The sequence below is a fragment of the Vibrio sp. YT-15 genome, from assembly GCF_033337445.1.
Classification (GTDB): Bacteria; Pseudomonadota; Gammaproteobacteria; order Enterobacterales; family Vibrionaceae; genus Vibrio; species Vibrio alginolyticus.
This window is the reverse complement of the sequence record NZ_JAWOQR010000007.1, coordinates 123,756-149,584: the sequence shown is the minus strand read 5'-3', so window position 1 is coordinate 149,584 and position 25,829 is coordinate 123,756. Positions and strand designations below refer to the sequence as shown.

22 protein-coding genes are annotated in these 25,829 nt (G+C 44.4%); 7 read left to right on the top strand and 15 right to left on the bottom strand.

The annotated features are described in order from the left end of the window. Positions 1–9 precede the first annotated feature (9 nt). Both R7D93_RS15210 and R7D93_RS15205 read right to left on the bottom strand, forming a co-directional pair. The gene (locus tag R7D93_RS15210; protein ID WP_017634900.1) at positions 10–846 is read right to left on the bottom strand and encodes a glucosaminidase domain-containing protein; all 837 of its coding nucleotides are present in this window, start codon (positions 844–846) and stop codon (positions 10–12) included. After that, entirely contained in the window at positions 839–1,636 is a 798-nt protein-coding gene (locus R7D93_RS15205; protein ID WP_005389175.1) for a hypothetical protein, read from the bottom strand. The genes R7D93_RS15210 and R7D93_RS15205 overlap by 8 nt, the downstream gene beginning before the upstream one ends. Positions 1,637–2,036: 400 nt before the next feature. Between R7D93_RS15205 and potA the strand changes: the two genes are divergently transcribed. From potA to R7D93_RS15180, 5 genes are all read left to right on the top strand, one after another. Further along, positions 2,037–3,152: a spermidine/putrescine ABC transporter ATP-binding protein PotA gene (potA, locus tag R7D93_RS15200; RefSeq protein ID WP_017634901.1), complete on the top strand. Its 1,116-nt coding sequence runs from the start codon at positions 2,037–2,039 to the stop codon at positions 3,150–3,152. Next, positions 3,133–3,993 (top strand): spermidine/putrescine ABC transporter permease PotB, encoded by an 861-nt coding sequence (gene potB / locus R7D93_RS15195; protein ID WP_005377512.1) that lies wholly within the window; start codon positions 3,133–3,135, stop codon positions 3,991–3,993. The genes potA and potB overlap by 20 nt, the downstream gene beginning before the upstream one ends. Further along, positions 3,993–4,763 carry a spermidine/putrescine ABC transporter permease PotC gene (potC, locus tag R7D93_RS15190; protein WP_005389180.1) on the top strand — a complete coding sequence of 257 codons (771 nt, stop codon included), beginning with the start codon at positions 3,993–3,995 and terminating at the stop codon, positions 4,761–4,763. The genes potB and potC overlap by 1 nt, the downstream gene beginning before the upstream one ends. A gap of 102 nt (positions 4,764–4,865) precedes the next feature. Beyond that, complete coding sequence (locus tag R7D93_RS15185; RefSeq protein WP_225496888.1) at positions 4,866–5,897, top strand: extracellular solute-binding protein; 1,032 nt, start codon at positions 4,866–4,868, stop codon at positions 5,895–5,897. A gap of 249 nt (positions 5,898–6,146) precedes the next feature. Continuing rightward, on the top strand, positions 6,147–7,184 hold the full coding sequence (locus R7D93_RS15180; protein ID WP_213877456.1) for an extracellular solute-binding protein: 1,038 nt from the start codon (positions 6,147–6,149) through the stop codon (positions 7,182–7,184). Positions 7,185–7,274: 90 nt separating this feature from the next. Here the strand turns inward: R7D93_RS15180 and cobB are convergent, their stop codons facing one another. Next, positions 7,275–8,006, bottom strand: coding sequence for a Sir2 family NAD+-dependent deacetylase (cobB, locus tag R7D93_RS15175; RefSeq protein WP_213868727.1), 732 nt, complete (start codon positions 8,004–8,006; stop codon positions 7,275–7,277). Positions 8,007–8,124: 118 nt separating this feature from the next. On the opposite strand from cobB, the gene R7D93_RS15170 reads away from it, so the two are divergent. Beyond that, entirely contained in the window at positions 8,125–8,298 is a 174-nt protein-coding gene (locus R7D93_RS15170; RefSeq protein ID WP_165401620.1) for a hypothetical protein, read from the top strand. A gap of 32 nt (positions 8,299–8,330) precedes the next feature. On the opposite strand, the gene R7D93_RS15165 is transcribed toward R7D93_RS15170, so the two are convergent. The 12 genes from R7D93_RS15165 to R7D93_RS15110 all read right to left on the bottom strand — a co-directional run bounded on the left by R7D93_RS15165 (position 8,331) and on the right by R7D93_RS15110 (position 24,510). Then, entirely contained in the window at positions 8,331–9,551 is a 1,221-nt protein-coding gene (locus R7D93_RS15165) for an ammonium transporter (RefSeq protein WP_225496886.1), read from the bottom strand. Between the two features lie 341 nt (positions 9,552–9,892). Beyond that, entirely contained in the window at positions 9,893–10,783 is an 891-nt protein-coding gene (locus R7D93_RS15160) for an immunity 49 family protein (RefSeq protein ID WP_025766647.1), read from the bottom strand. Between the two features lies 1 nt (position 10,784). Next, the gene (locus R7D93_RS15155) at positions 10,785–15,170 is read right to left on the bottom strand and encodes an RHS repeat-associated core domain-containing protein (RefSeq protein ID WP_225496884.1); all 4,386 of its coding nucleotides are present in this window, start codon (positions 15,168–15,170) and stop codon (positions 10,785–10,787) included. Between the two features lie 423 nt (positions 15,171–15,593). Then, positions 15,594–16,010, bottom strand: a complete 417-nt coding sequence (locus R7D93_RS15150) for a membrane protein (RefSeq protein ID WP_005377532.1) — start codon at positions 16,008–16,010, stop codon at positions 15,594–15,596. Further along, entirely contained in the window at positions 15,994–17,046 is a 1,053-nt protein-coding gene (locus R7D93_RS15145) for a formate dehydrogenase subunit gamma (protein ID WP_225496882.1), read from the bottom strand. The genes R7D93_RS15150 and R7D93_RS15145 overlap by 17 nt, the downstream gene beginning before the upstream one ends. A gap of 14 nt (positions 17,047–17,060) precedes the next feature. Next, on the bottom strand, positions 17,061–17,669 hold the full coding sequence (gene fdh3B, locus R7D93_RS15140) for a formate dehydrogenase FDH3 subunit beta (RefSeq protein WP_005377536.1): 609 nt from the start codon (positions 17,667–17,669) through the stop codon (positions 17,061–17,063). A gap of 11 nt (positions 17,670–17,680) precedes the next feature. After that, positions 17,681–20,536, bottom strand: a complete 2,856-nt coding sequence (locus tag R7D93_RS15135; protein WP_021033875.1) for a formate dehydrogenase subunit alpha — start codon at positions 20,534–20,536, stop codon at positions 17,681–17,683. A gap of 10 nt (positions 20,537–20,546) precedes the next feature. Continuing rightward, a complete protein-coding gene (locus R7D93_RS15130) occupies positions 20,547–20,747 on the bottom strand; it encodes a twin-arginine translocation signal domain-containing protein (protein WP_005377542.1) in 201 nt (66 codons plus the stop codon). 73 nt (positions 20,748–20,820) lie between these two features. After that, on the bottom strand, positions 20,821–21,447 hold the full coding sequence (locus tag R7D93_RS15125) for a molecular chaperone (protein WP_017820684.1): 627 nt from the start codon (positions 21,445–21,447) through the stop codon (positions 20,821–20,823). 9 nt (positions 21,448–21,456) lie between these two features. Beyond that, a complete protein-coding gene (locus R7D93_RS15120) occupies positions 21,457–23,118 on the bottom strand; it encodes a 4Fe-4S dicluster domain-containing protein (protein ID WP_213868730.1) in 1,662 nt (553 codons plus the stop codon). Between the two features lie 308 nt (positions 23,119–23,426). After that, positions 23,427–24,056: a DUF3306 domain-containing protein gene (locus tag R7D93_RS15115; RefSeq protein ID WP_064368418.1), complete on the bottom strand. Its 630-nt coding sequence runs from the start codon at positions 24,054–24,056 to the stop codon at positions 23,427–23,429. After that, entirely contained in the window at positions 24,046–24,510 is a 465-nt protein-coding gene (locus tag R7D93_RS15110) for a DUF3305 domain-containing protein (RefSeq protein ID WP_005389514.1), read from the bottom strand. Before R7D93_RS15110 ends, R7D93_RS15115 begins: the two co-directional genes overlap by 11 nt. Positions 24,511–24,833: 323 nt before the next feature. On the opposite strand from R7D93_RS15110, the gene R7D93_RS15105 reads away from it, so the two are divergent. Beyond that, the gene (locus tag R7D93_RS15105; protein WP_054574149.1) at positions 24,834–25,658 is read left to right on the top strand and encodes a formate dehydrogenase accessory sulfurtransferase FdhD; all 825 of its coding nucleotides are present in this window, start codon (positions 24,834–24,836) and stop codon (positions 25,656–25,658) included. Positions 25,659–25,829 lie beyond the last annotated feature (171 nt).

The window sequence follows — 25,829 nt, the reverse complement described above, 5'->3', positions numbered from 1 at the left end:
TCCGTTATTTTATTGCGTCCAGTAGGCGTTGTTATGACGAATCATAGCGCGAAGATCGTGTACATAGGCGATGCCACGTTCAGAATAGGCTAGCAACCCATGCGTTAACTCTGACGCGGTTGCAACCGTTAACAAGCCCTTGTTCTTTTCAGCCAGAGATGTTCTGATTTCACGCAGGTCTGCATACGCTGGGTTTCGATTAACATTCATAAAGTAGCCATGAACAGACTGTTGTACAGAATCGAATTTTTCAACTTCATGAACTTTGTTAGCGCCACGTTGCGCTGGAACAATTCCACAGCCCTTTTTATAACACCATTGGCCGAACAAGTTGTTTGCTTGAGTAGCAAAACGAGAAGTGCCCCACGCAGATTCATTTGCCGCTTGAGTTAGAACCAAGGCTTCAGGTAAGACGTTCACTCGCACAAGCATCTCGTCTAGCCATGCTTGATCAATCTTATCGTTACTCAAGGGCAACGAATACAGAGATGATAACCGCTGAGCATACTCTTGTTGTTCTTGCGTCACTTGTCCCACCTTTAAAGAGGTAAGAAAGGCCCGCTCATGACGAATTCGTTGATTCTCAAGAGCAATTTTAGGCCTTAAAAAATCAAAAAAAGCAGCTTTTTTCTCTTTCGTATCTTTTATTGAATTGAAGTCTGGGATATCACCGATGTATGGCAAGTGTGATAAGTCGACATGCTTAATCTTGCCAGAGAGTACGTCAGGATTTTCCACATATTTAAACTGTTTCTCGTAGTGTAAATATGGGCCTATAGAAATAAAAGTGGCGGCTATACAGGTTGCCGCCACTCGTAAACTTATTGATTTCAAAGAATTAGGCATCAAACACCTGTGAGTTACCATCGTGATCATTATCGTTTTTCTGTGTTGTAACGATCTTAAGCTTAATTCCAAACATTTCGCGGTAGAGTATGCCTTTCAAATGGAAGAAGAATGGCAGCACAAAAATCAAGCCAATACCGTAGAACATTGCTGCAATAATAAACATTAACATCACGCCTAAGTAAAGCCCCGCGACCACAAAAATCTTCTTGTTGATTGCGCGAAGTGATAACAGCAACGCTTGCATTGGTGGCACCCTTTTCTCACAAATCAACAAAATAGAGTGACTAAATGCCAAGGAAAGATACAGCGACAGTAAAGGAAAAATCATACCAACCACACCTTGTAGCATTAAGCTCATGAGCGTTGCTAGAATAACAGGAATGGTGAACTGCAACCCCTTTCCAACATGGCGCAACTTAGTCTTCAGGCCGGCGACATGGCTCATAGCCATCAAGCTGATCCCCGCATAAATTGGTGCGCTAATCACCTCATAACTGAAATTCGCGACATAAATAGAAGACACAATATCGTTTGTGAACGACTCTGGGTTCTCAAATGCATCAAGAATAACGCTCAAATCGCCCAACTGCAGTTTTAATGCAATATAGAAAATACCTAACTGGACAAAAAGCAATACAATAATGGCAGGAGAAAATGATAAAAAGTGCTGGATGGTTGCTCGCCAAGCTTCGTTAAAAACCGCGCCAGCTTTAAGCTCGTAGTTGCCAGACAAAGCTCGCTCTACACTCCCCCCAAGATTGAAATCTTTCTCAAAATCGTCGTTCATAGTTTATCCAAGACTAACTTGTAAAATTTTGACTGGAATTCCAGTCAATTAATGTAATCGTCATTATAAAGAAATCTTTCCACATCTAACATCACAACTCACCTACAATCCTTGCAATCTCAACTGTATGGTTGATAATTAACCACTTTCAAAGTCATGAAATTGAAACAATTGTTGAACAAAGTTTAGTGCTATCAAACTGTGTCTAGATGCCAATTAATCTCATAAAAACAGTATGGTAAGGAATGATGGCTTTTTCCTGCAAAATTATTTCTGTTTCAAGATAAGAAAATGCTTTAATTTCACACTTTTGGTGATTATGATGCGCGCCTCAAAAGTGAATGGTTAGTGTCACATCAGCTGGGATAATCCCGGCTTGAACGTGGGGGAAATACAGACGTTGAACGCAAAACCGCAAGCAGGAAAGCCAGTTATTCGTTTATCTGGTATTAGTAAAAGTTTCGATGGTAAGGAAATCATCGGTAATTTAAATCTGGATGTTAATCATGGTGAATTTCTGACGATTCTCGGGCCTTCTGGTTGTGGTAAGACAACAGTTTTACGCATGATTGCAGGTTTTGAAACGGCAGATAACGGTCAAATTATTTTGGATGACCAGGATGTAACACAGGTTCCTGCAGAGCAAAGGCACGTCAACACGGTATTTCAAAGTTACGCATTGTTTCCACACATGACCGTATATGAGAATGTCGCTTTTGGCCTTCGTATGCAGAAAACGCCTACTGCGGACATTGAACCACGAGTAATGGAAGCGCTACGCATGGTGCGCCTAGAAAAAATGGCACAGCGTAAGCCTCATCAGCTTTCTGGTGGTCAGCAACAACGTATCGCTATTGCGCGTGCGGTTGTTAACAAACCAAAAGTACTGCTGCTAGATGAATCTCTATCGGCACTTGATTACAAACTGCGTAAGCAAATGCAAATCGAGCTTAAACAGCTTCAGCGTCAACTTGGTATTACCTTTATCTTCGTTACGCACGATCAGGAAGAAGCCCTATCGATGTCTGACCGCATTATTGTAATGCGCGATGGTGTTATCGAGCAGGATGGTTCTCCACGTGAGATTTACGAAGAGCCGAAGAACCTATTTGTTGCTCGCTTTATCGGAGAGATCAACGTATTCAACGCAACCATGCTAGAGCGTATCGACGAGAAACGTATCCGTGCAGAAATCGAAGGTGTCGAATCTGTTGTTTACTACGATCAGGAAGCGCAAGCAGGTGAAAAACTGCAAGTACTACTTCGCCCAGAAGACTTACGTATCGAAGAGATCAAAGAGTCTGAAGAAAAAGGCATCGTAGGTCACGTAACAGAGCGTACCTATAAAGGTATGACGCTTGATTCAGTTATCCAATTGGATTCGGGCATGCGTGTAATGGTTAGCGAATTCTTTAACGAAGATGATCCTGATGTGGACCACTCACTTGGCCAGAAAGTCGCTATCACTTGGGTTGAGAGCTGGGAGGTAGTCCTCAATGATAAGCAAGAAGATTAATCTTCAAAACGCGATCATTACCTTAATCGTCGGTTGGTTAACACTTTTCGTGTTGGTACCAAATGTGATGATTATCGGTACGAGCTTCTTAACGCGTGATGAAGCAAACTTAATCGAAATGACATTTACTTTCGACAACTACTTACGTCTACTCGACCCCTTGTATGCGAAAGTGCTGATGCACTCGTTCTACATGGCGATTGTGGCGACGTTGTTGTGTTTAGTAATTGGTTACCCATTTGCTTACATCATAGCGAAAATGCCAGAGAAATGGCGCCCATTCATGTTGTTCTTAGTTATCGTACCGTTTTGGACAAACTCTCTTATCCGTACTTACGGCCTGAAGATTGTTCTGGGTACACAAGGTATTTTGAACAAATCATTAATGGCGATGGAAATCATCGATAAGCCATTACGTATTATGTACACCGAAACAGCAGTAATGATTGGTCTTGTGTACATCCTGCTTCCATTTATGATTCTGCCGCTTTACTCGGCAATCGAGAAGTTGGACAACACCTATATCGAGGCGGCGAAAGATCTTGGTGCGAACAAGTTCCAAACCATTACGAAAGTGATTCTACCTCTTACAATGCCTGGCATTATCGGTGGTTGTTTGTTGGTTCTGCTACCAGCACTAGGTATGTTCTACATCTCTGACCTTCTTGGTGGTGCGAAGAACCTACTGATTGGTAACGTTATTAAGAGCCAAGTATTGAACGCTCGTGACTGGCCATTTGGTGCTGCGACCAGTATCGCCCTCACCTTCGCAATGGCTGTGATGCTTTACGCTTACTACAGAGCAGGCAAACTATTGAATAAGAAAGTGGAGCTAGACTAATGGGACGCACAGTTAGATTTAGCTTTATGGCGTTGGTGTATGCATTTTTGTATCTGCCAATCATCGTCTTAATTGTTAACTCATTTAATGCCAACAAATTTGGTATGAAATGGGGTGGTTTCACTACGAAATGGTACGAAACCTTAGTAAACAACGATAGCCTAATGCAAGCTGCATGGCATTCATTGAACGTAGCGGTATTCTCAGCGACAGCAGCAACCATCATTGGTAGCTTAACGGCCGTTGCCCTATTCCGTTACTCGTTCAAAGGTAAAGGTGCGGTAAACGGCATGCTGTTTGTCGTGATGATGTCTCCAGATATTGTTATGGCGATTTCATTACTTGCTCTGTTCCTGGTATTGGGCGCACAGCTTGGCTTCTTTACACTATTGATTGCTCACATCACCTTTTGTCTACCATTCGTTGTGGTAACTGTATACAGCCGCTTAAATGGCTTTGATGTGAAAATGTTGGAAGCAGCAAAAGACCTTGGTGCAAGCGAGTGGGTTATCTTGAAACAGATCATCCTTCCTCTCGCTAAACCAGCGGTTGCCGCAGGTTGGTTATTGAGCTTTACCCTGTCTTTGGACGATGTGATCATCAGCTCGTTTGTAACGGGTCCAACATACGAAATCTTGCCATTGAAGATTTACTCCATGGTTAAGGTGGGCATTTCACCGGAAGTGAACGCCCTAGCAACGGTGATGTTGATTGTTTCTTTGGTCTTGGTAGTAATTTCTCAGTTGCTAGCAAGAGAAAAAGTGAAGTAGAATCCGCACCTGTTAACATCACGAAACAGAATGGTTACATGCCATTCTGTTTTTCTATCTATCGTCCAAAATTGGACAACGTTTGGTTTGGAGCTAACGTCAATGAAAAAATGGGCTACTCTATTAGCTGGTAGTGCATGTGCGCTTTCTCTGTTCTCTGGTACAGCGGCAGCGGATGATAAAGAACTAGTATTTATGAACTGGGGTCCTTACATCAACAGTAATATCCTAGAGCAATTTACTAAAGAAACTGGCATCAAAGTGATCTACTCGACTTACGAGTCGAACGAAACTTTGTATGCAAAGCTAAAAACTCATAACCAAGGTTATGACCTAGTAGTACCTTCAACGTACTTCGTGGCGAAGATGCGTGACGAGGGCATGCTACAAAAGATCGATAAGACTAAGCTGAAAAACTTCGGCAACCTAGATAAAAACTACCTAGACAAGCCTTACGATCCAAATAACGACTACTCTATTCCACACGTTGTTGCGATTACAGGCCTAGCGGTTAACGCAGACATGTACGACCCAAAAGACTTCCAAAGCTGGGCTGACCTATGGAAGCCTGAGCTTGAAGGTCAAGTAATGTTGATGGACGACACTCGTGAAGTATTCCATATCGCTCTACGTAAACTTGGCTACTCAGGTAACTCAAAAGACCCTAAGCAAATCGATGAAGCGTACGCTGAGCTACAAAAGTTGATACCTAACGTTTTAGTTTTTAACTCTGACAACCCTGGCGCACCTTACATGTCTGGTGAAGTGGGCGTTGGTATGCTTTGGAACGGTAGCGCTGCAGCCGCACAAAATGAAGGCCTGAACCTTAAACTCGTTTTTCCTAAAGAAGGTGGTATCGGCTGGGTTGATAACTTCGCTATCTCTTCCGGTGCGAAGAACGTAGAAGCCGCTCACAAGATGATCGACTTCCTACTGCGCCCAGAAATCGCAGAGCAAATCTCTCGTGATACTGGGTACCTAACGGCGGTGGAGGAATCGAATGCTAAGTTTAAAGACGTTGCCCCACTATTCCCTTCTCAAGAAGACCTTGACCGCGTTGAATGGCAAGATGCGGTTGGTGATCTAACCGTTAAATACGAAGATTACTTCCTCAAGCTGAAAGCGGGACAATAATCTAGCTTGTGTAACAAGTCATCAACCATAGGAAAATAGGCAGCAATACGCTGCCTATTTTTGTCTTAGGCTGATATAATCGCGCGTTGCTAGGTTTATTTGTCTTGGTATCATAGATTTATCGTCTCATAACAAGGAGACAACGATATTCAAGCTAAATGAACATATTTGTGCTTACTGCGATTTGGCTCAACTTGATAACTCCAGCTAGTATTGACTTGTCCAATCGCGAAACAAAACGGAAAACAAATGAAAAGTAAATTCTACGCAAGCGCTCTATGTGCAGCGACGCTCATCGCTACCCCTGCAATGGCTGCTGATCAAGAACTGTATTTCTACAACTGGTCGGAATACATTCCAAACGAAGTTCTTGAAGACTTTACAAAAGAAACCGGAATCAAAGTTATTTACTCTACATACGAATCTAACGAGAGTATGTACGCAAAACTAAAAACTCAAGGTTCTGGTTACGACTTGGTAGTACCGTCTACCTATTTCGTCTCTAAAATGCGTAAAGAAGGCATGCTACAACAGATCGACAAAGAGAAATTATCTCATTTTGCCGATCTTGATACTAACTTCCTAAACAAACCGTTCGATCCGAACAACAACTACTCTATCCCATACATTTGGGGTGCGACCGGTATTGGTATCAATGCTGACATGCTAGACAAATCATCGGTTACTAAGTGGGATGATTTTTGGGATAGTAAGTGGGAAGGTCAACTAATGCTGATGGATGATTCTCGCGAAGTATTCCACATTGCATTGACTAAGCTTGGTTACTCACCAAACACGACTAACCCAGAAGAAATCAAAGCCGCTTACGAAGAACTGAAAAAGCTAATGCCAAACGTATTAGTATTTAACTCAGACTTTCCTGCAAACCCTTACCTAGCGGGTGAAGTTTCACTTGGTATGCTTTGGAATGGTTCTGCTTACATGGCTCGTCAAGAAGGCGCGAACATCGACATCATCTGGCCAGAAAAAGGAACGATCTTCTGGATGGACAGCCTGGCAATTCCAGCTGGCGCGAAGAACGTTGATGCGGCTCATAAGATGATTGACTTCTTACTGCGCCCAGAAAACGCAGCTAAGATCGCACTAGAGATTGGTTACCCTACTCCAGTGAAAACGGCACACGAACTGCTACCGAAAGAATTTGCTAACGATCCAAGCATCTTCCCACCACAAGAAGTGATGGACAGCGGTACTTGGCAAGATGAAGTTGGCGAAGCGAGCGTAATGTACGATGAGTACTTCCAAAAGCTAAAAGTGAACAACTAATTCGTTAGTTTTAAAGATATGAAAAAGCGGCTCATGAGCCGCTTTTTTTGTTCTTAATGACAAGACAAAAGCTCTCCTCTGTGAGAATTATTACGCTCTTTCTTTTCCTTCTAGAGCCAGTATCTCGTCAACTAATTTTGGAACCTCGACGCTTGCTTTTCCGTAGCGTTTTTCCTCAAATTCACTTTCTACCGCACTAGGCTCGAGGTTAATTTCGATGGTGTGCGCGCCATGCATTTTTGCATCATGAACAAAACCTGCTGCGGGATATACGACGCCAGAAGTCCCGATAGAAATAAATAAATCTGCTTCTTCTAATGCTGCGTAGATATCCCCCATTCGTAGTGGCATTTCACCAAACCAAACAATATGTGGTCGCATTTGTGAAGGGATCTGACAACAGTGACAAAGCTCGCCGGTCTTAATGTCCTCATTGTGATCTACTACTTGGTTAGATTCACTGCAGCGGGCCTTGAGCAACTCACCATGCATGTGAATCACATTCTGACTGCCGCCTCTTTCGTGAAGGTTGTCTATATTTTGAGTGATGACCGTCACTTTACCTTCTAACTCAGCCTCTAAACGACCCAATGCTTCATGCGCTGCATTAGGCTTTATCGCATTATCTTGAAGTTTCTTGCGGCGTTGGTTGTAAAAATCTTGAACAAGGTCCGGATCGCGAGCAAACCCTTCAGGCGTTGCTACATCTTCGATACGGTGATTCTCCCATAGGCCATCTTGCGCACGAAATGTTTGAATACCAGATTCGGCCGAGATACCTGCACCAGTAAGTACTACAATATTTCTATAAGGGAAATTCATAACTCATCCTTGCTGTTTTTTCATTAGCTTAACACTGAAAGAATAGCAACAGTAGTAATATGGATTAGACCATAGTCGTAATGGTCACTATTAGAATTACAATTTAAGAGGAACAGCAATGAGACAAGTATCTCTAGCGTTTATATTGCTTATGACTTTGGCAGGCTGTCAACTTACCAATGTTGAAGGCGAAGTCGATGATGTAAAGGTAAGAGTCAGCACCAATGATGATGACCATCGAGGTAATGGTAATTTCTGTCCTCCTGGCCAAGCCAAGAAAGGCAATTGCTAAAAGAGCGGCTTTATGCCGCTCCCATATTGGTCTCAATCCTCGTTGGTCGAAGATATTTTATGAATGGCTAGGTCAGCGCCATTGAATTCGTCTTCTTCTGAAAGCCTTAGTCCCATACTGGTATTAATCGCGCCGTAGACTGCAAGTGCCCCAAGCACAGCGATGGAAATGCCCAAAAGCGTTCCTAGAAGCTGAACGATAATGCTCACGCCCCCTAGCCCACCCAACGAGATTTGGCCAAAGATCCCCGCAGCAATACCACCCCAAGCGCCACATACACCGTGTAAAGGCCAGACACCTAGCACATCATCAATCCTGGTTTTGTTTTGTAGGTGGGTAAAAAGATAAACAAATAGCACGCCAGCAATCGCACCTGTCACTAAAGCACCGATAGGATGCATTAAGTCTGAGCCCGCACATACAGCAACCAAGCCAGCTAGTGGCCCGTTATGAATAAAGCCAGGGTCATTTTTACCAGCCAACAGTGACGCGACAATGCCTCCGACCATTGCCATCAATGAGTTCATAGCCACCAAGCCACTTATGCCTGACACAGTTTGAGCTGACATGACGTTGAAGCCAAACCACCCCACACATAAGATCCAAGCTCCCAAAGCCAAAAACGGAATATTCGAAGGTGCAAAGTTGGTATGCTTTCCTGCTCGAACTCTGCCTTTTCTCATGCCCAAAAACACAACGGCAACCAGCGCTATCCAGCCGCCAACACCATGTACAACGACTGAACCTGCAAAATCGTGGAAGCCATAACCAAAGGTATTTTCAAACCAAGATTGAACGCCAAAGTTTCCGTTCCAGATCATTCCTTCAAATAGTGGGTATACAATACCGACAGTGAAAAATGTTGCGATTAGAATCGGATAAAAACGAGCTCGCTCTGCGATACCACCAGAAACAATAGCAGGAATCGCTGCAGCGAAGGTCAGCAAGAAAAAGAACCTCACCAACTCGTAACCATTGCCTTGAGATAATGTCTCTGCATCAGCAAAGAAGGTGCCGCCATAAGCGACCCAGTATCCAATGAAAAAATACGCAATGGCGGAAATACCGAAATCGGCCAAGATTTTAACTAAAGCATTAACTTGGTTCTTTTGGCGCACGGTTCCTACTTCAAGAAAAGCAAAACCAGCATGCATCAAAAAGACCATGATTGCGCCAAGTAGTAAGAAAAGTGTGTCGGAACTTTGCGTGAGAGTTTGTACAGCGCCGTGTACCTGATTGGCAGTTACACTCATTATGATTGTCTCCGTTGATCTGTAGCGCACTTATCCTGTGCATCAAAGTTAGGCTCATCACCAATTTGGTGAACTTAGTTTATAGAGCGTCTAACAGAGCAATTCTCATTCCATAATTTACATTTCTAACACTTACACTTTAATTTATTGTTTTGTATGAACTTTAATAAAATTATGCATTCTTGAATGGTGCTTAACACGCTAATAAATGCACCAATGTGGTTTTAGCGCACCAACATAATGCGCACCATATAGCTCAACAAGCAGCAAACTCCCCACCATAAACATAAAAGCCACCTCATGAGAGGTGGCTTTTATACTGAATGGCTAACTAAAGGAGTTTATCGAGTGATCTTCCCTGCTTTTACTTCTTCTAGCCAACGCCCCTCGACGAGATAAGGAGGAAGCCAACCAGTTTCAACTGATAAACGGTTGCCTTTGTCGTACCACATACAGGCCATGCCAAGAAGAGGGAAAGATATGAAAGTTTCTATAGAAATCAAGTCCTCTGGCTTATCGAGCCTCATTTGGTATTGCTCTTGGAACTGTAGGTTCTTAATGAGTACCTCTTCAAAGTCATAACCGATGTCAGTTGTCAGGGCAGCAAAAGTTTCCAAAATACCCATGGCGATTTCTAACGCCCAATCATCACCCTGAGCAACTGCCGCGTCCATCGCGGCCACCAGTTTATCAGGGTAGTCTGCTGTACGTTGATGGAACGACTGAATTACGTCTACTAACATATAAGACAGCTCACCCGCTTTGGTAGAGCTCTGTCTCATCAAAGAAGTTGGAAAGTTCGCCAATGCGTCTAAACTTGGCCTGTCACGCACAATTGTCGATATGAAATACATATCAATCCATCTATTAGGATTTATGCACCCCGTTTTTAAAATACCCTCCCCGTCCCACTTTACTTCAGGATAGTCGAGAATCTTTATAGTTAGTTCATCATTGGGATTCATAGCAAGTCTATGATAACAAGCACCCATCAATGAAGTTTCGTAAAGACGTAATGTACAAATTTGTTCGTCTTCATGTGAAGTTTGAAACCATGTATACCAGCGAACCTGGTCAATGGCAAAATCACCAAAACTAACCAAGTTTTCTCGCCTGATTTTAAGACCTTCTTTGCGCTGATCTAATATCTTATTGATGAATTCTTTCTCAGAAGAAACTCCACTTTCACTCAACTCAGGATTTGCTTTGCGTTCTACAACTTTACTTTGCATTTTAAATTAGTCCTTTGGAATCAATTTTAAACTCTGCCGCATCTACTATTACGTCTGAGGCATTTCCACTTTCAGGGATGCTTGTTTGAGTATGTATATATCGAATAGGTATGCCGAACGAAGCTGCATGTTGAATTTTTCTTGCTGCTATTTTTTCAGTCGTTCCTTCTTTATTTTTCGACATTAGCCTGGTGATTTCTGCAGTGTATTCCGTTGTCCCTTGCTGATATGCCATATTTCCAATCTTGCGGCTGCCCAGCGGGCTGCTCCCTCCTTTGGCCTCAACAATTATAATTTCACCTGGTGGCGGCTCTTCCACCTCGTAAACCATATCAAAATCGCCCGGCTTCGAAATTGAGGTTCCAATATCTTTGGGATGAAGCAGCTTAGCATTAGGACGTTTACTCCGGACAAAGTCATCCGCGGCCAACTCACCTATTTTTGCAGACTGTTGGTTAATATTACCAATTTGAGCGTTATATCCCTCTTCGCCAGATCGAGCGCCCATTGCCTCTTGACGCTCTTTCAAGCATTCATCAATTTTTGCTTTGTTTCTTTCTGTTAGCTCATAATCACTCGTATTGAGTTCAGAGTTTTCTTTATACTCTGCTTTATTTAGCACAAGATCTTCAGTAAAGATCGTGCAACCTTCTTCCCCGCCAACTTTCTCTGAGTCAAAAACATGCGCATTGACAAACTCCTCAATCCCAACAACATACTGCACTTCGTGTCGGCTGCCATCTGAATGATTGATATGACGATAAAAAGTAATCTCGTTTCTTTCGCAATCAATATGGTCTAAATCGTATTCATATCGAATATGATTTTTACCTTTGGGTTTTCGGATTTTGACTTGCGAGCGAACGCCATCTTCTCCGACGGATGACTCTTTTGCTGCTTCTAAAATCTGATCGCAAACCTCTTGGGGGACATCGCTTTGCGCCTGATACTCTGCCAACATTTGACCCAAGCGTTTTAGCCCTTCTTCACAAAGGAAACCTGTTGGGTCAATCCACTGGATAGGGTTGACTGCATATTGGTAATGATTAATACCACCAGCAATAGATATCGGATCTTGTTGGATAAAGCGTCCTAGCTTAGGATCGTAATACCGAGCGAGGTTGTAGTGTAAGTCGGTTTCTTGATCGAAGTACTGCCCTTGAAAACGCAGTGGATTTACTACTTTTTCAATATGTACATGAGCAAAGCCATGAGCATCGTAGCTGGCACTCCATACAACATTCCCCTCGCAATCGATCAGTCGCTCTGGTTTACCAACTTGATCGCACTGGTACCAATAAATAACGTCATTTTCTAGCAGTGCCACTGGCGTGTAGGTTTCTGGTTGATATAGGTACCAGCGGAAAGCACATGAAGAGCGTTCACCAATTAAACGTTCCCCTTCCCACAAGAACTCCGTAACGCCTTGTTGTGTAATTTTCTTCGTCCTGCGCCCTAATGCATCATATTCATATTGACTGATGCCATCGTCGGTGTGAACTTCAATGAGCTGATTTAACGCATCAAATACGCGAGTCTGAACGTGTCCTTGCCCCTCACGTTTTGTCTGATTTCCTTGCGCGTCATATTTGAACCGGACATTATCGTGCACTTCAATACGATCAGCGAATACCTCTGAAGATGGCAAAGTAGGATTGCCAAAACTATCGTATTCAAACTTAGTCACTTCTCCGGAAGCATTGACTCGTTTCAGTTGCCCTAAGGCATCGTACTGATAGTGTGTTGCTCCTGCCGTATTATCAATGATTGATGAAATACGGTTTTGCGCATTGTAAACGTACTTTTTCTCTCTATCAGGCCAATGTTGTTCGACCAAACGACCAACACCATCATAAATGATGCGCTCATTAAAATGTGCCGTTTCAATTTGGGAAACTCGTCCCATTTCATCGTAATGAAATTTGATTTGAGGTAAATCTAGGTTTCCAAACCGAATCGCTGAAAAACGCCCATATCGATCGTAAGAGAAGTTCAGCTCCGTATTATCTGGCAGTACCTGAGATACGCGTTGGCCAACTCTGTTAAACTCCTGCGCTATCTCAAACTGACCTTGAATGCGCTTTGTTAAATGCCCGAATGAAGAGTATTGGTATTGCAATGTTTGATGGCGATTGGATGCGAAAGTAAGTCGACCACCAAGCGTATAGTTGAAGTGGTTCTCTACAATACTGCTACCATTTCCTGCTTTGACATGCTTGAGATAACCCGCAGCGTCATAGCGATACAGCACAGTCCTATCGGCGACTTGCTTACGATGGATCCGCCCCATATCGTCATAATCAAATTGGCTTTGTAGATTATCAAACCCAACAGTTCCTGATAGCTGGCCTTCATCGTCATACATAAATTCGAATTCTAAGTCGTCACTCCGAACTAATTTAGTCAGGTTACGTTGTTGATCGTATTCGTAAGAAATATGGCTGCCATCGGGAAAGATGACTGCTTCTTGTTGCGCGAGTGCTCCCCATTGATACGAGGTAATGCCTGCTGGCGTTCGAATCTGAGCAACACGGCTGTGCTCATCGTAAGAATATTCTTCGCTATAACCGACTTTGTCTTCGTCGTTAAAATAACGAACTGATGTACGCCTGCCAAATTGATCATAAGCGAGTTGAGCAATACACCCATCGGGATAAGCAACGCCATTCACCAGATCTTCTTCGTTGTAGCTGTAACGAAGTAATGTACCGTCTATTTCATTCGCGATAAGTCTTTGTTGTTCATCCCACCACCATTGACTTTTCTTACCATCTTCAGACTCTTTTTTGACGACTTGACCGTGTTTATCGTAATCATATTCCGTGACACAGCCGAACTGATCGGTATCCCAAACTCTTTGACCGAGGCTATTGTAGTAAGCCTTCTCGATATCCCCATCAGGTGAAACCGTTTTAACTAACTTACCTAAGCCGTCATAACCATATTGAATTTCTTTTCCAGAGGAATGAAACTTAGAGACTAATTGACCATGCTGATTATATTGATAATTGACCGTTGACTGATCAGGATAGATAGCTTGTGCTTTTCGTCCTAGTTCATCATATTGCCATCGCCAAGTTTTACCTGTGGGGCTTATTTTCTCGAGTAAGTTACCCTGCTCGTCATGCAAGAAAGACCATTGATGATCTAACGAGTCAGAATAAGAAGAATGATTTCCCTGATAATGGAAGCGATAGTCATAAATTCCTGCGTCCCCAACGTTTCTGATGCACTTCGCTTTTGCACCTTCGCCATCCCATTCAAAATAATGAGTAAAGCCAGTTGGTCGTACACGCTTAATAATTAAATGGCCGAGGTATTGATACTGTTCCTTTAGGCCCAAATGATTAGTTGCACTGACCAAATCATCGTGCTCATCATAGGTATAAGTTGCCAGAACTTTTTGGGACTTTGCATTAAGCAGTTCTACAAGGCGTCCTTGCTTATCATATTGACATTCAAGAACCGGACGCTTGTTATATGCGATCTCGATCAATCGATGGTTTCGAGAATACTGCAATTGAAACGTTGAAAACGTGCCATTTCTAACTTGTTTAGCTAGCCAACGATCATCTTTTTGCTCAAACCGATATTGATGCCCACTAGCGAGCGTTACAATCCGAGTTGTTGAGCTCAGGAAATAACAGCTCGCACCAGCGTATATCTGGTAACTTGTTGCTCCAATATCTACTGGCTCAAATTCTGTGATATCTGCCTTATCGTCAACAAACTCCCAAGCGATAACGTTGTCTTTCTCGTCCGTCTTCTCGCGTAATTCAAACTGAAATGCATGTCGCCAACCAAAGCCCATTCCATGATTTACATCCGACTGCGAAGAGCGGTAAGTACGCTGCCAAGTAGTACCTTGTTGTAGCTCGATATCATAGAGTTCGAGAATTTCTTCACCCGTCACAAGTGATACAGGATCACCGGCTTTCTCATGTTTTTCGCTGCTTTGTTGCTGAGGCTTGGCGGATGCGGCACTTCTGCCACTCTTTTTATTCGACTTCCCCTTTCCCTTCGATGGTTTTGCATTGACGGTATTTTGAGTCGGTGGAGGCGTAACCGCTGACGAGAGTGCGTAGTTTTCGCCGGTAGGTACAATTCGAGCGACACGCAAGTCACCGTTCACCAAAGCATTGGCAAACGTTGAATTATAGTGTTGGGAAGTAAGCTCACCGTCAGGTATGTTTGGCTTGAATTGACCAATCGTATAGAACAAGTACTCGACAGAGCGAAGGTCAAGCTCACCAAAGCTCTCAAGAAACTCTATTGCCTCTTGTTTGGTCACGAATGTTTTAGGTTCGCCGCTAGTAAGTAACTGACCAGAGAAGTGATAACTTTCGCCAAAGCGATTCGTGATAGGAATGACGAATTGAGGGATCATAGCCGTAACGTGTTTGTCCTTTTCTTACCTTGCCGCATCATTTAATGCTCGTTTCGCTCTTTTTATTTGTGAGAGCAAGATGCCTTAATCAAACATCCTCCGATAGAGATTCCTCTGTATGCGTAGACTGAATGTATTGATGGCAATTTTCACGTATGCAACTCTTTGAATCTCTGAGCGCAGCGTACTTTAACGGGACGATGAATCCTGAGTAAATGAACAATAGCGTGAGTGAGACTAATGTCTCATCGTGACGCGATTTTTTTACATGTTTCTTACTTAACTATGATTTTCTGCCCAGTTACGTAAATTCACTCAATAAGTTGCATCAAGTATCACCACTGCGACTCAACGCTTCATATTTGAGACAAAACAGCAACAAAAAAACCGCCTATTACGGCGGTTTTGCTTAAAGAATACTGATTAAAGGTTTGGACCTGTCGATGGTCTGTGTGGTTGGTTATTGAGCAGTTGCTGCATCCCTTGAAACATTCGCATAAACCACACCAAGATGGCTAATGCAGCAAACACCATCCCTACCCAAGGAATAAAGTAAGCAATGGTTTCAAGCAAAGTACTATGCAACCAATAATCACTCACGCCAACGAGTACACCGTTAGAAGTCGCGACGGTGACGATCAACACAACAAAAAACGTCAGGTAGAGAAAGAAGGTGCGAATTAAACCGTAGTAATGAGAAATCACTACGTCGCTGTCTTCTCCCTTATCTAATCGGTAACCCGCATAGATAATTGCGATAACGCCTGAGATCAGAAACGTAAACGGGGTCAGACAGCTCAGGATGTACGCAACCCAAATCCCGTTATGAGGTTTGTTCATTCGCTTTCGCTCCTTTTACTTCCGTTTGTGCCGTATCTGTTTCGCCCATTGCTTCTTTGGACTTCACTTCCTCATACCAAAGATCGTGGTGTTCTTTCGCCCATGTCTCGTCAACTTCACCAGTCACCATGCCTTCTAACGCACCTTCCATACCGAATAGACCAATATAGATGTGGAAGATAAAGCCACAGATTAGAATCAGTGCCGAAATCGCATGAACTAAGTTAGAAAGCTCCATGTCACGGCGAGTTTGGCCAAAGATAGGAAAGTCCAGAACTAAGCCACTCACTGCCGCGATAGCACCAAAGAAGATCAACAACCAATAGATTGCCTTCTCGCCACCGTTTGAGAAACCAGCTGACGGATGTGTGCCTTTGTGTTTACCAACCATACCGCCCATTTTCATGAACCAACGAACATCAGTCATGTTTGGAATCGACTTGCGCCACCATTTAAAGAGCACGAGCATCAGCAAAATGAAGAACAATGGTCCCATGTAATTGTGGTACTGCTTCGCCAACATGACGATAAAGCCCCAGAACTCAGTAGGAACGTACGGTTTTAAGAAGTGCTTACCGTAAACCAGCATCAAACCACTGAATGCCAACGTTAAGAATGTAAACGCCATACTCCAGTGAAGCGCGCGGTCTAAACGAGACCAACGCTTCATCTTTTTACCAGTACGCGGCTTGCTAAGCATCAAAGGACCAACGAATACGTAAACCATGATAACCATCGCGATACTGCCGAAAATCGCGACAGCACCAGCAGGAGACATCCATTTCTCTTTTAGAATGTACCAAGTCTCACCAGGTTTACTGATCAATACGCCATGTTCTGGCGATTGGGACGTGGTGTAGCCTTCTTGCCCCTCTCTGACTTCGCGCCAATAGTCTGCCCCGGCGAGTTGCGTGATCTCCTGTTGAATAACTTTAGAAGATTGCTCCTCTGCTGAAGCAGGCATTGCGAAAGTCAGCAGCAATGCCGTCATCATTGACAGCATTGCTAGAGATGCACGTTTAAGCGTGTTTAACATGTGACTCTCCTTACTTAGCTTTTCGTCGCATCGTAAGAAAGATCGTTTCCGTCTGTCCAACCTGCGTTTTTCGCGCCGCGTTCTACCACACGTTGACGGAAAATGTCAGAGACTTTCTCTGCGTCACCCGCAAGCAGCGCTTTGGTTGAACAAAGCGATGCACACATCGGTAACTTGCCTTCTGCGATACGGTTCGCACCGTATTTTTGACGTTCTTCCTCAGAGCCAGGCTCTGTTTCTGGGCCGCCTGCGCAGAAAGTACATTTATCCATTTTGCCACGTTCACCAAATGCCTCTTGTTTAGGGAACTGAGGCGCGCCAAACGGACAAGCAAACAAACAGTAACCACAACCGATACACAGATCTTTATTGTGAAGAACGATGCCGTCTTCGGTATGTTCGAAACAATCAGCTGGACAAACTGCCATACAAGGCGCATCGGTACAGTGCATACAAGCAACAGAGATAGAGTTTTCACCAGCTTCACCGTCGTTTAGTGTTACCACGCGGCGACGTTGAATGCCCCATTCAAGCGCATCGTCGTTTTCGTTCTTACATGCAGTAACACAGCCGTTACACTCGATACAGCGCTTGGTGTCACATAGAAATTTCATTCGTGCCATTGTCAGACTCCTTACGCTTTACGAATGTTACATAGGGTTACTTTGGTTTCCTGCATCAAGGTAACCGGGTCGTAACCGTAAGTGGTTGCCGTGTTAGCCGATTCGCCAACAACGTAAGGCTGTGTACCTTCTGGATATTTAGGACGTAGGTCTTCACCTTCGAACTTACCGCCAAAGTGGAACGGAATGAACGCCAAACCAGGTTTCACACGACGCGTTACCATTGCTTTCACCTTGATTCGTCCCTTCTCTGCACCTTCAACCCAAACATCATCACCATCTCTGAAGCCAAGATCGTTCGCGTCTTTCGGGTTCACTTCAACAAACATTTCTTGTTGAAGCTCGGCAAGCCAAGGGTTTGAACGCGTCTCTTCACCACCACCTTCGTATTCAACCAGACGGCCAGAAGTCAGAACGATTGGGTACTCGCCCGATTTGTCTTGTTCTTGAATGGATTTATACAACGTAGGTACACGGAAGATGGCATCTTTGTCTTCCCAAGTCGGGTAATCCGTTACAAGGTCACGACGTGGTGTGTAAAGTGGTTCACGATGCAGTGGCACACGGTCTGGGAACGTCCAAACAATCGCACGCGCTTTCGCGTTACCAAATGGAATACAACCGTGCTTTATCGCGACACGCTGAATACCGCCAGAAAGGTCAGTCTTCCAGTTTTTACCCTCTGCTGCCACTTTCTCTTCAGCAGTTAGATCGTCCCACCAACCAAGTTGTTTCAATAACTTGTCAGTGAACTCTGGGTAACCGTCTTTGATCTCACAGCCTTTCGAGTAACTGTCTTCAGCAAGTAGGCTCTTGCCTTCAAATTCCACACCAAAGCGCGTACGGAAGTTACCGCCACCTTCTGCAACCGTCTTAGACGTATCGTACAGAATGTGCGTGCCTGGGTGTTTCATTTCCGGTGTACCCCAACATGGCCAAGGTAGACCGTAGGTTTCACCGTTGACAGGGCCACCTTCCGCTTCCAATGTGGTTTTGTGGAACGTATGCCAGTTTTGTTGGTGCGCTTTCAAACGCTCTGGGCTTTGGCCTGTGTAACCAATCGTCCACATGCCTTTGTTGAATTCACGCGTTAGGTCTTCAATCACCGGCTGGTTATTTTCAACACGGATGTTTTTGAACAGAAGATCGGAATAGCCCAGTTTCTTCGAAAGCAGGTACATGATTTCGTGGTCTGGTTTTGATTCAAACAAAGGTTCAATCACCTGATCACGCCATTGTAGAGAGCGGTTAGATGCGGTAACGCTGCCGTGTGTTTCAAACTGTGTTGTTGCAGGAAGCAGGTAAACGCCGTCGGTACGGTCGTTCATTACCGCAGCAACCGTTGGGTATGGGTCCACAATCACCATCATGTCCAACTTCTGCATCGCTTTTTTCATCTCAACACCACGTGTTTGAGAGTTCACTGCGTGTCCCCAGTAGAACATTGCACGGATGTTTTCGCGTTGACGAATGTTGTCTTTGTTTTCCAGTACACCATCAACCCAACGAGATACAGGAATACCTGCACTGTGCATTGGTTTCTGACCGCTGTAAGCGTTGTCATCGAAACGACCTTTGATCCATTCGTAATCGATTTCCCACACTTTTGACCAATGACGCCAAGCGCCTTCAGAAAGGCCGTAGTAGCCAGGTAGCGTGTCAGAAAGTACGCCAAGGTCGGTTGCGCCTTGTACGTTATCGTGACCACGGAAGATGTTTGCACCGCCGCCTGATTTACCAATGTTACCAAGCGCTAGCTCAAGCACACAGTAAGCGCGTGTGTTGTTGTTACCAGTAGTATGCTGAGTACCACCCATACACCAAACAATACAGCCCGGGCGATTTTCAGAAAGCAGTTTTGCTGTTTGGTAAACGTCTTCTTCGCTTACGCCTGTTACGCGCTCTACTTCTGCTGGCGTCCACTTCGCCACTTCAGCACGGATCTCATCCATACCGAATACACGTTGACGGATGAACTCTTTATCTTCCCATTGGTTTTCGAAGATGTGCCACAACACACCCCAAATAAATGCTACGTCAGAACCTGGACGAAGAGAAACGTAGTGATCTGATTTCGCAGCAGTACGCGTACGGCGAGGATCCGCTACGACGATCTTACAGTTGTTCTTCTCTTTTGCGATCAGAATGTGCTGCATCGCTACTGGGTGTGCTTCAGCTGGGTTTGAACCAATGAATAGCATCGACTTACAGTTGTGCATGTCATTGAAAGAGTTGGTCATCGCACCGTAACCCCAAGTGTTCGCTACACCCGCCACGGTTGTTGAGTGACAAATACGCGCTTGGTGGTCAACGTTGTTCGTACCCCAAAGTGATGCCATTTTGCGGAACAAGTACGCTTGTTCGTTGCTGTGCTTTGCGCTTCCCAAGAAGTAAACCGAATCAGGGCCGGACTCTTTACGGATGTCCATCACCTTGTTACCGATTTCTTCGATCGCTTGATCCCAAGAAAGCTTTTTCCACTTCCCGTTTTCAAGCTTCATTGGGTATTTTAGACGACGCTCACCGTGACCATGTTCACGCAGTGCTGCGCCTTTTGCACAGTGACCACCGGCGTTAAATGGGTGGTCGAACGCAGGCTCTTGACCCGTCCAAACACCATTTTGAACTTCTGCGTAAATACCACAACCCACTGAACAGTGAGAACAGATAGTACGTTTTATTTCTGTTTTCGCTTCTGGATCGACTGATTTTGCTTGCGCTTTTTTCATCATTCCCGGTGCGAATAGACTAGCACCAACCACTGCGCCACCAGCGGCAAGCGAAGTGTTTTTCATGAATGCACGACGAGATACGCCAAGCTGGTTCGTTTCTTTGCTCACACTGTCGGAGCGTTTGACAAGTTTCATCCGTTATCTCCTAAAGTGTGTCGTAGTAATCGCGAATGTGTTGAGTTTCACGATACCCTTTCTTCTTCACGTCGTTTTCAGAAGGCTCAACCGTTTCTGAAGCAACGGCCACTTTCGTGGTTCCCGCAACAACAGCACCGGCAACGGCAGCGGTTGTGAAGCCTTTTAGGAGATCCCTACGGCTTGTGTTTATTTCTTTATTATCTTTCATCATTGCTTCCTTACCTTACGGTAGATCTTTGGAGACTCATGCCTCTCTATCGATATGACCAAGTACTGCTCGATTACTCGTAATCAGTGACGTTTTTCACATCAATTTTTAATTTGTTCTTACTGCTTTTGGTGTTCACGCTAAAGCGGACTTGCTCTAACGTTAAAAATGCATCGCAAAGCTGTGCAGCTGGCTTGTAGAAGTTCACGCTTTCGGCGCTCTCTAGTTGGCGCGTAAAAGATTGGAACCAAGGAGCAATGTGTTTGTTAAACACCGCTTGTTGAAGTTCTTCCTCTTCACCTGTCAGCATTGCCATCACTTCGCACAGTGCAGAAATATGGTCTTCAGGCTCTTTCACGTTCTCTTCTCGTTCGATGCCTAAAAGATCCAAATCGCGACGAATTTCCGCTAACGGTTTTTCCATCATCGAGCCAGTGCGATGCCAAGATCCGAATGGCACAACTTCACCACGTCCAATGCCAATAAACAGATCTTGATATTCTTCTTCTAACGCTTCTCGCTGCGCTTCGTTCGCGGCTTGTTGCAGTGCGAGCCAAGCTTTTTGCATCGCGCTCTCAGACGGTTCAATTTCTAGCGATTTCAGGAACGCCAGCATTTCATCACTAGGCGCACTACGAAAAAGTGCAGATAGAACGAGATAAATGTCTGTTCTCAGTGTTTGTTCTTGTTGTGTGTCCACTGCGAGCTCCTAGTATTTCAATTGTTTCATTGGGTCTTCTGCCATCGACTTAAACATGTCGATCACACGGCAGTCTTCACACATCGCGATACGATTGATCGCCGCTTCATCAGAGAAATGAGAGTGACCGCGTAACTTGTTTTGTAGCATGTCGATCATCGATTGCGGAGCAAAGGGCTTGTGACAACGAATGCACTCGGCTGCCTTTTCTTCATGAATCACAACCGCTTTCTGGCGTTCTTCTTTCACCCAGTTCATACGAGGAGTAAGCGTCAGCACTTTCTCTGGACACGCTTTCTCGCACAGCCCACATTGAATGCAGTCTTGCTCGACGAATTTAAGCGACGGAGATCGACCGTCCGTATGCAATGCACGTGTTGGACACACCGCCACACAGCTCATACACAACGTACAACCTTTACTTTCACAAGAGACTGTGCCGTAAGGTGCGTTCGCTGGAAGTTCAACAATGTTCTCAACTGGAATACGTGATGCGGACAACGCATCCAAGGCCGTAAATAGACGCTGACGTTTGTTACCTTGCAAATCACCTAATGCCAAATCAAAAGACTCAGTACAAAGTGTCGGAGCACCTTCACGTAGTGACTCTAGATACAGAATGTCGATGGTTTCTTTGGCGATACCAAGCTGACCGAGCAGCTCTTGAGCAATACCTACTTCGCTATTAAGCACACGAATAATGGTTTGAGGCATAAAACGTGAAGCCGCAAACAGCACCTGAGTAGCACCATTCACAAGCGCGGCGAACCAAGTATCAATACCAACCGAAGGCAGTTCTTCCACCACAATTGGAATCACATTATCTGGCAGTGCTTTTAGTGCCATCACGTTGTAGCTCTCGTGGCGAGAACTACAAATCAATACGATAGGATCCAAACCACCCGCTTGCTCATAGTTGGCGAGCGTACGTTCAATAAACTTTTGCGTATCTTCAGGGTTTGGCAGTGCGTAATGAATCGCTTCTGTCGGACACGCTGTAGCACAAGTACCCACACCTTGACATAGGTATGGGTTGATCTCGATGCGATGGCCCGTTCTGTCGCTGCCTTCACTCGATAGTGCCCCTGCCGGACAAGCATCCACACACCGTTCGCAACCTTTTACGCCACGAGAGCTGTGTGCACATAAATCGGTATCTAAACGGAAGAATTTCGGTTTATCGAACGTCCCCATTAAGGTTGGAATCTCTTCCAACGCTTCAGCCAGTTTCGGATAGCCACGACCTACTGGGTAGTAGCCCGGTACTGGGACTTCTTCCGACATGCAGCTGTTAAGGCAAAGATCGAGTACGATATCGAAACAATCGCTATTGGTCGCGACCTTGGCAAGGTTGTTGGTCAAACCATGATTTTCAATCAGAACTTCAAACGTACCTAAGAACCCTGAAACCTGAACCGAATTGGCGTAATAAAGCTCGGGATTTGTGCCCTTTTCGCCATCGGTAGAAAGCAGCGTTAGGCTGTTCATTTGCGACAATTGCGCTGCCGCACTTTCGATGATTGCTGTTGGGCCCACAATCAAAGTATTACCGCCGCTTTCATAGCTTACGGTTGGTGGAATAAGATTGGTCAACTCTACGGTATTTTCGAAAGCGTACAGCCTCGCTTTACCGTTATTGGAAGTTGCTTGTTCTAATAATTGTTTCAGCATTGCTCAATTCCATTTATGAACATGGATAGTCTTTTCCATCTCTTAGTGTAGTTAGCGCCGGAGATTCTGCTGATTAACTTATCAATGAGAATTCTTATTCCGCCGTCTATAGGCGATGAATACTACGCAGTGCGTCCGTACTAACTTCAACCAGATTGGTATTGAGCAACAAATAGCAAGTGTCATGCCAATAAAATATCAACTAAAAATCAATAGGTTATCAATTTTACTGACAAATAGTAGGGATAAAAAAACCGGTTGAGACATTTTGTCTCAGCCGGCTCATTGAGTGTTTAGTCAAAATGTACCTATTCTTTGTGTGGTATATTTTGTCTCACCTCGTTAGGCTGTGATTCTTCAGCAAAAGTATCACTTTCACTAGACACTGTATTTATATACAGCTCACTTTCATCTTGAGTAATTTGGCCACTTTTGTCGGTGTTTGACTCTGCGTCTTCAACTACCTCAGATGCGATATCGTTAGCGTTAAGCTCAGACCCTTGCGCAGTTTCGGCGTCTGGTTCGTCTTCCACTTTGTCTTTAACCCAATCACGCAGCGTCTCAGCGACGTCTTGAGAAAGTGACTTTAAGTTACTGTAATCATCATCGTAATCGTCTAGGCCGTCACGCACGTTAAATTCTTCGGACAAGAACATTTTGCGCAGCGCAGCTTTCTTAACACTTTCTGAAGCTTCAGAAACCAGCAGTTGCGCCACAGACATTTCTTCGGTTTTTTCAGTCTCTACACTCGCGGTAATGTCTGGAGCCTGACTATCCTCATTGACGTTCAAAGCATCTAAGCTTTCGTCAGCGTTTGAAAGCGCTGTGACACTATCTTCGGATTGCTCCGTCTCTGCTATCGGCGTGATCTCTTCAGCATGTTGGGAAGATTCTTCTAGTTTACGTTTCGACCAACGGCTTAAAAAACTAGTTGCCATTTGCTCTGCCTGCTCCTTTGCGTTTCTTGCGTCTTACTTCTAACAACTCACCGTGACGACCAATAAAGGCTTCCATCCAAGCCTGAACGGCTAACGGCATATCGTTAGATAGTACAAGGTTATCACCATCCATATATTGCGCCGCAACAGATTGTGAAGCCGTCAGTAACTGTATCGCTGGTTTTTCACCAGACTCGACGTTATCCATCACTAAAAAGAGTTTAGGTTGCTGAGAGCTTAAGTTAAAGCGGTAGTCTGTACGCTCGTCTTTATGTAATTGCAACAGACAAACATCTGGAGTCTCTTCCGTCGGATTCAGCGCAAATCCTGTCAACTGCCATTGGGTTGTCACCCAAATCCCTGTACTGATCTCATGCTCAACAAGCTCTACGCCGATTGGCCATGTATCCTCAGTCTTTTCGTAATTTTTTTCGAAATCTTTCTTATCCGACATAACTCACCCAGTCTTTCTATTTTTGGTCTGAAAACACACGGGAGATTTTGCCCCCGTTTTCGACCATTTTTATTGTCTTCGAAGCAATAAACGCGCCAAGCTGATATAACTTAGTCTATATACTCCCTCAGGCTATAAGTACCAAACTAGACGAAACTCAAATGTATTGATGTGTCATTACTGCGAACTCGCAGTTTTAATGCATTGTTGACATAAAACCTCGCAATTTCTGTGGGAACCGCTATTTTGGAATGAGATTTGCTAGCCACTTAACAAGCTAAAATGCGTAGCAACCTAACGCTCTTAATCACTAGGACACGACTGTGCTGAAACCAAATATTATTAAAACCAGTGAAAATCCCCTGCAAACCATTGAAGTCGATGTGTACGACGAGTACGGCGAAAAGCTCGCGAAGCAAATCGCTTGCGAGCGTCCTCTTACGGTCATGCTGAACTGGAAAGAAGTGGTCACGCTCATGACGCTAGGTTCGCGTCCAGAAGCACTAGTACTGGGTTATTTAAAAAACCAAAGCTTCCTGTCCGATCCAGCCGCGATTGAATCCGTTATTATTGACTGGGAAACGCATTCCGCAGCGGTGATTACTAAAGAAAACACTGAACACTTAGAAGGCGCCCTGAAAAAGAAAACCGTCACCTCAGGTTGTGGCCAAGGCACCATGTATGGCAACGTGATGAAGCAGCTTGAAAATTATCAAGTGCCTCAAGTTTCTCTTAAGCAGTCAGAAATTTATTCTGCGCTGGAAGCGTTAACTCATTACAACGACACCTACAAAAAAGCGGGCGCAGTACACGGCTGTGCGGTTTGCAAAGGTAATGAAGTGTTGTCATTTGTGGAAGATGTCGGCCGTCACAACGCAGTGGATACACTTGCAGGTGAGATGTGGCTCAAAGAAGAAACAGGTGAAGATAAAATTTTCTACACAACTGGTCGCCTTACATCAGAGATGGTGATTAAAGTGGCTCAAATGGGCATTCCTGTTCTGCTTTCTCGCTCTGGCGTTACTCAAATGGGGTTAGATCTAGCGAAGCAATTTGGTATTACGACCATTGCGCGTGCGAAAGGTTTGCGCTTCCAAGTGTTTACAGGAGCCGACAAGGTTGAATTTGATGTAAAAGGCAACCAATAACACCTTTTCAGTGTAAACTAAAACCAATAATGCGGATTCACAGAGGATGTGGACTATGAATAATGACCAATTGTGGAATTTTCTGCTTACGCCCAGCGGTATCATGCTTTCTATGATTATTACCTTTGGCGTGGTCGGGCTCTATGCGTATATAACCGGTCAGTTTAAGGA

Bases quoted from the DNA above. Each gene is read 5' to 3' on its own strand.
- R7D93_RS15185 (WP_225496888.1), top strand. From the start codon at position 4,866: ATGAAAAAATGGGCTACTCTATTAGCTGGTAGTGCATGTGCGCTTTCT.
- R7D93_RS15115 (WP_064368418.1), bottom strand. From the start codon at position 24,056: ATGGCAACTAGTTTTTTAAGCCGTTGGTCGAAACGTAAACTAGAAGAA.
- R7D93_RS15110 (WP_005389514.1), bottom strand. From the start codon at position 24,510: ATGTCGGATAAGAAAGATTTCGAAAAAAATTACGAAAAGACTGAGGAT.
- potB (WP_005377512.1), top strand. From the start codon at position 3,133: ATGATAAGCAAGAAGATTAATCTTCAAAACGCGATCATTACCTTAATC.
- R7D93_RS15170 (WP_165401620.1), top strand. From the start codon at position 8,125: ATGAGACAAGTATCTCTAGCGTTTATATTGCTTATGACTTTGGCAGGC.
- R7D93_RS15130 (WP_005377542.1), bottom strand. From the start codon at position 20,747: ATGAAAGATAATAAAGAAATAAACACAAGCCGTAGGGATCTCCTAAAA.
- R7D93_RS15145 (WP_225496882.1), bottom strand. From the start codon at position 17,046: ATGTTAAACACGCTTAAACGTGCATCTCTAGCAATGCTGTCAATGATG.
- R7D93_RS15210 (WP_017634900.1), bottom strand. From the start codon at position 846: ATGCCTAATTCTTTGAAATCAATAAGTTTACGAGTGGCGGCAACCTGT.
- R7D93_RS15180 (WP_213877456.1), top strand. From the start codon at position 6,147: ATGAAAAGTAAATTCTACGCAAGCGCTCTATGTGCAGCGACGCTCATC.
- R7D93_RS15165 (WP_225496886.1), bottom strand. From the start codon at position 9,551: ATGAGTGTAACTGCCAATCAGGTACACGGCGCTGTACAAACTCTCACG.
- R7D93_RS15205 (WP_005389175.1), bottom strand. From the start codon at position 1,636: ATGAACGACGATTTTGAGAAAGATTTCAATCTTGGGGGGAGTGTAGAG.
- R7D93_RS15120 (WP_213868730.1), bottom strand. From the start codon at position 23,118: ATGCTGAAACAATTATTAGAACAAGCAACTTCCAATAACGGTAAAGCG.
- cobB (WP_213868727.1), bottom strand. From the start codon at position 8,006: ATGAATTTCCCTTATAGAAATATTGTAGTACTTACTGGTGCAGGTATC.
- R7D93_RS15160 (WP_025766647.1), bottom strand. From the start codon at position 10,783: ATGCAAAGTAAAGTTGTAGAACGCAAAGCAAATCCTGAGTTGAGTGAA.
- R7D93_RS15135 (WP_021033875.1), bottom strand. From the start codon at position 20,536: ATGAAACTTGTCAAACGCTCCGACAGTGTGAGCAAAGAAACGAACCAG.
- R7D93_RS15155 (WP_225496884.1), bottom strand. From the start codon at position 15,170: ATGATCCCTCAATTCGTCATTCCTATCACGAATCGCTTTGGCGAAAGT.
- potC (WP_005389180.1), top strand. From the start codon at position 3,993: ATGGGACGCACAGTTAGATTTAGCTTTATGGCGTTGGTGTATGCATTT.
- fdh3B (WP_005377536.1), bottom strand. From the start codon at position 17,669: ATGGCACGAATGAAATTTCTATGTGACACCAAGCGCTGTATCGAGTGT.
- R7D93_RS15150 (WP_005377532.1), bottom strand. From the start codon at position 16,010: ATGAACAAACCTCATAACGGGATTTGGGTTGCGTACATCCTGAGCTGT.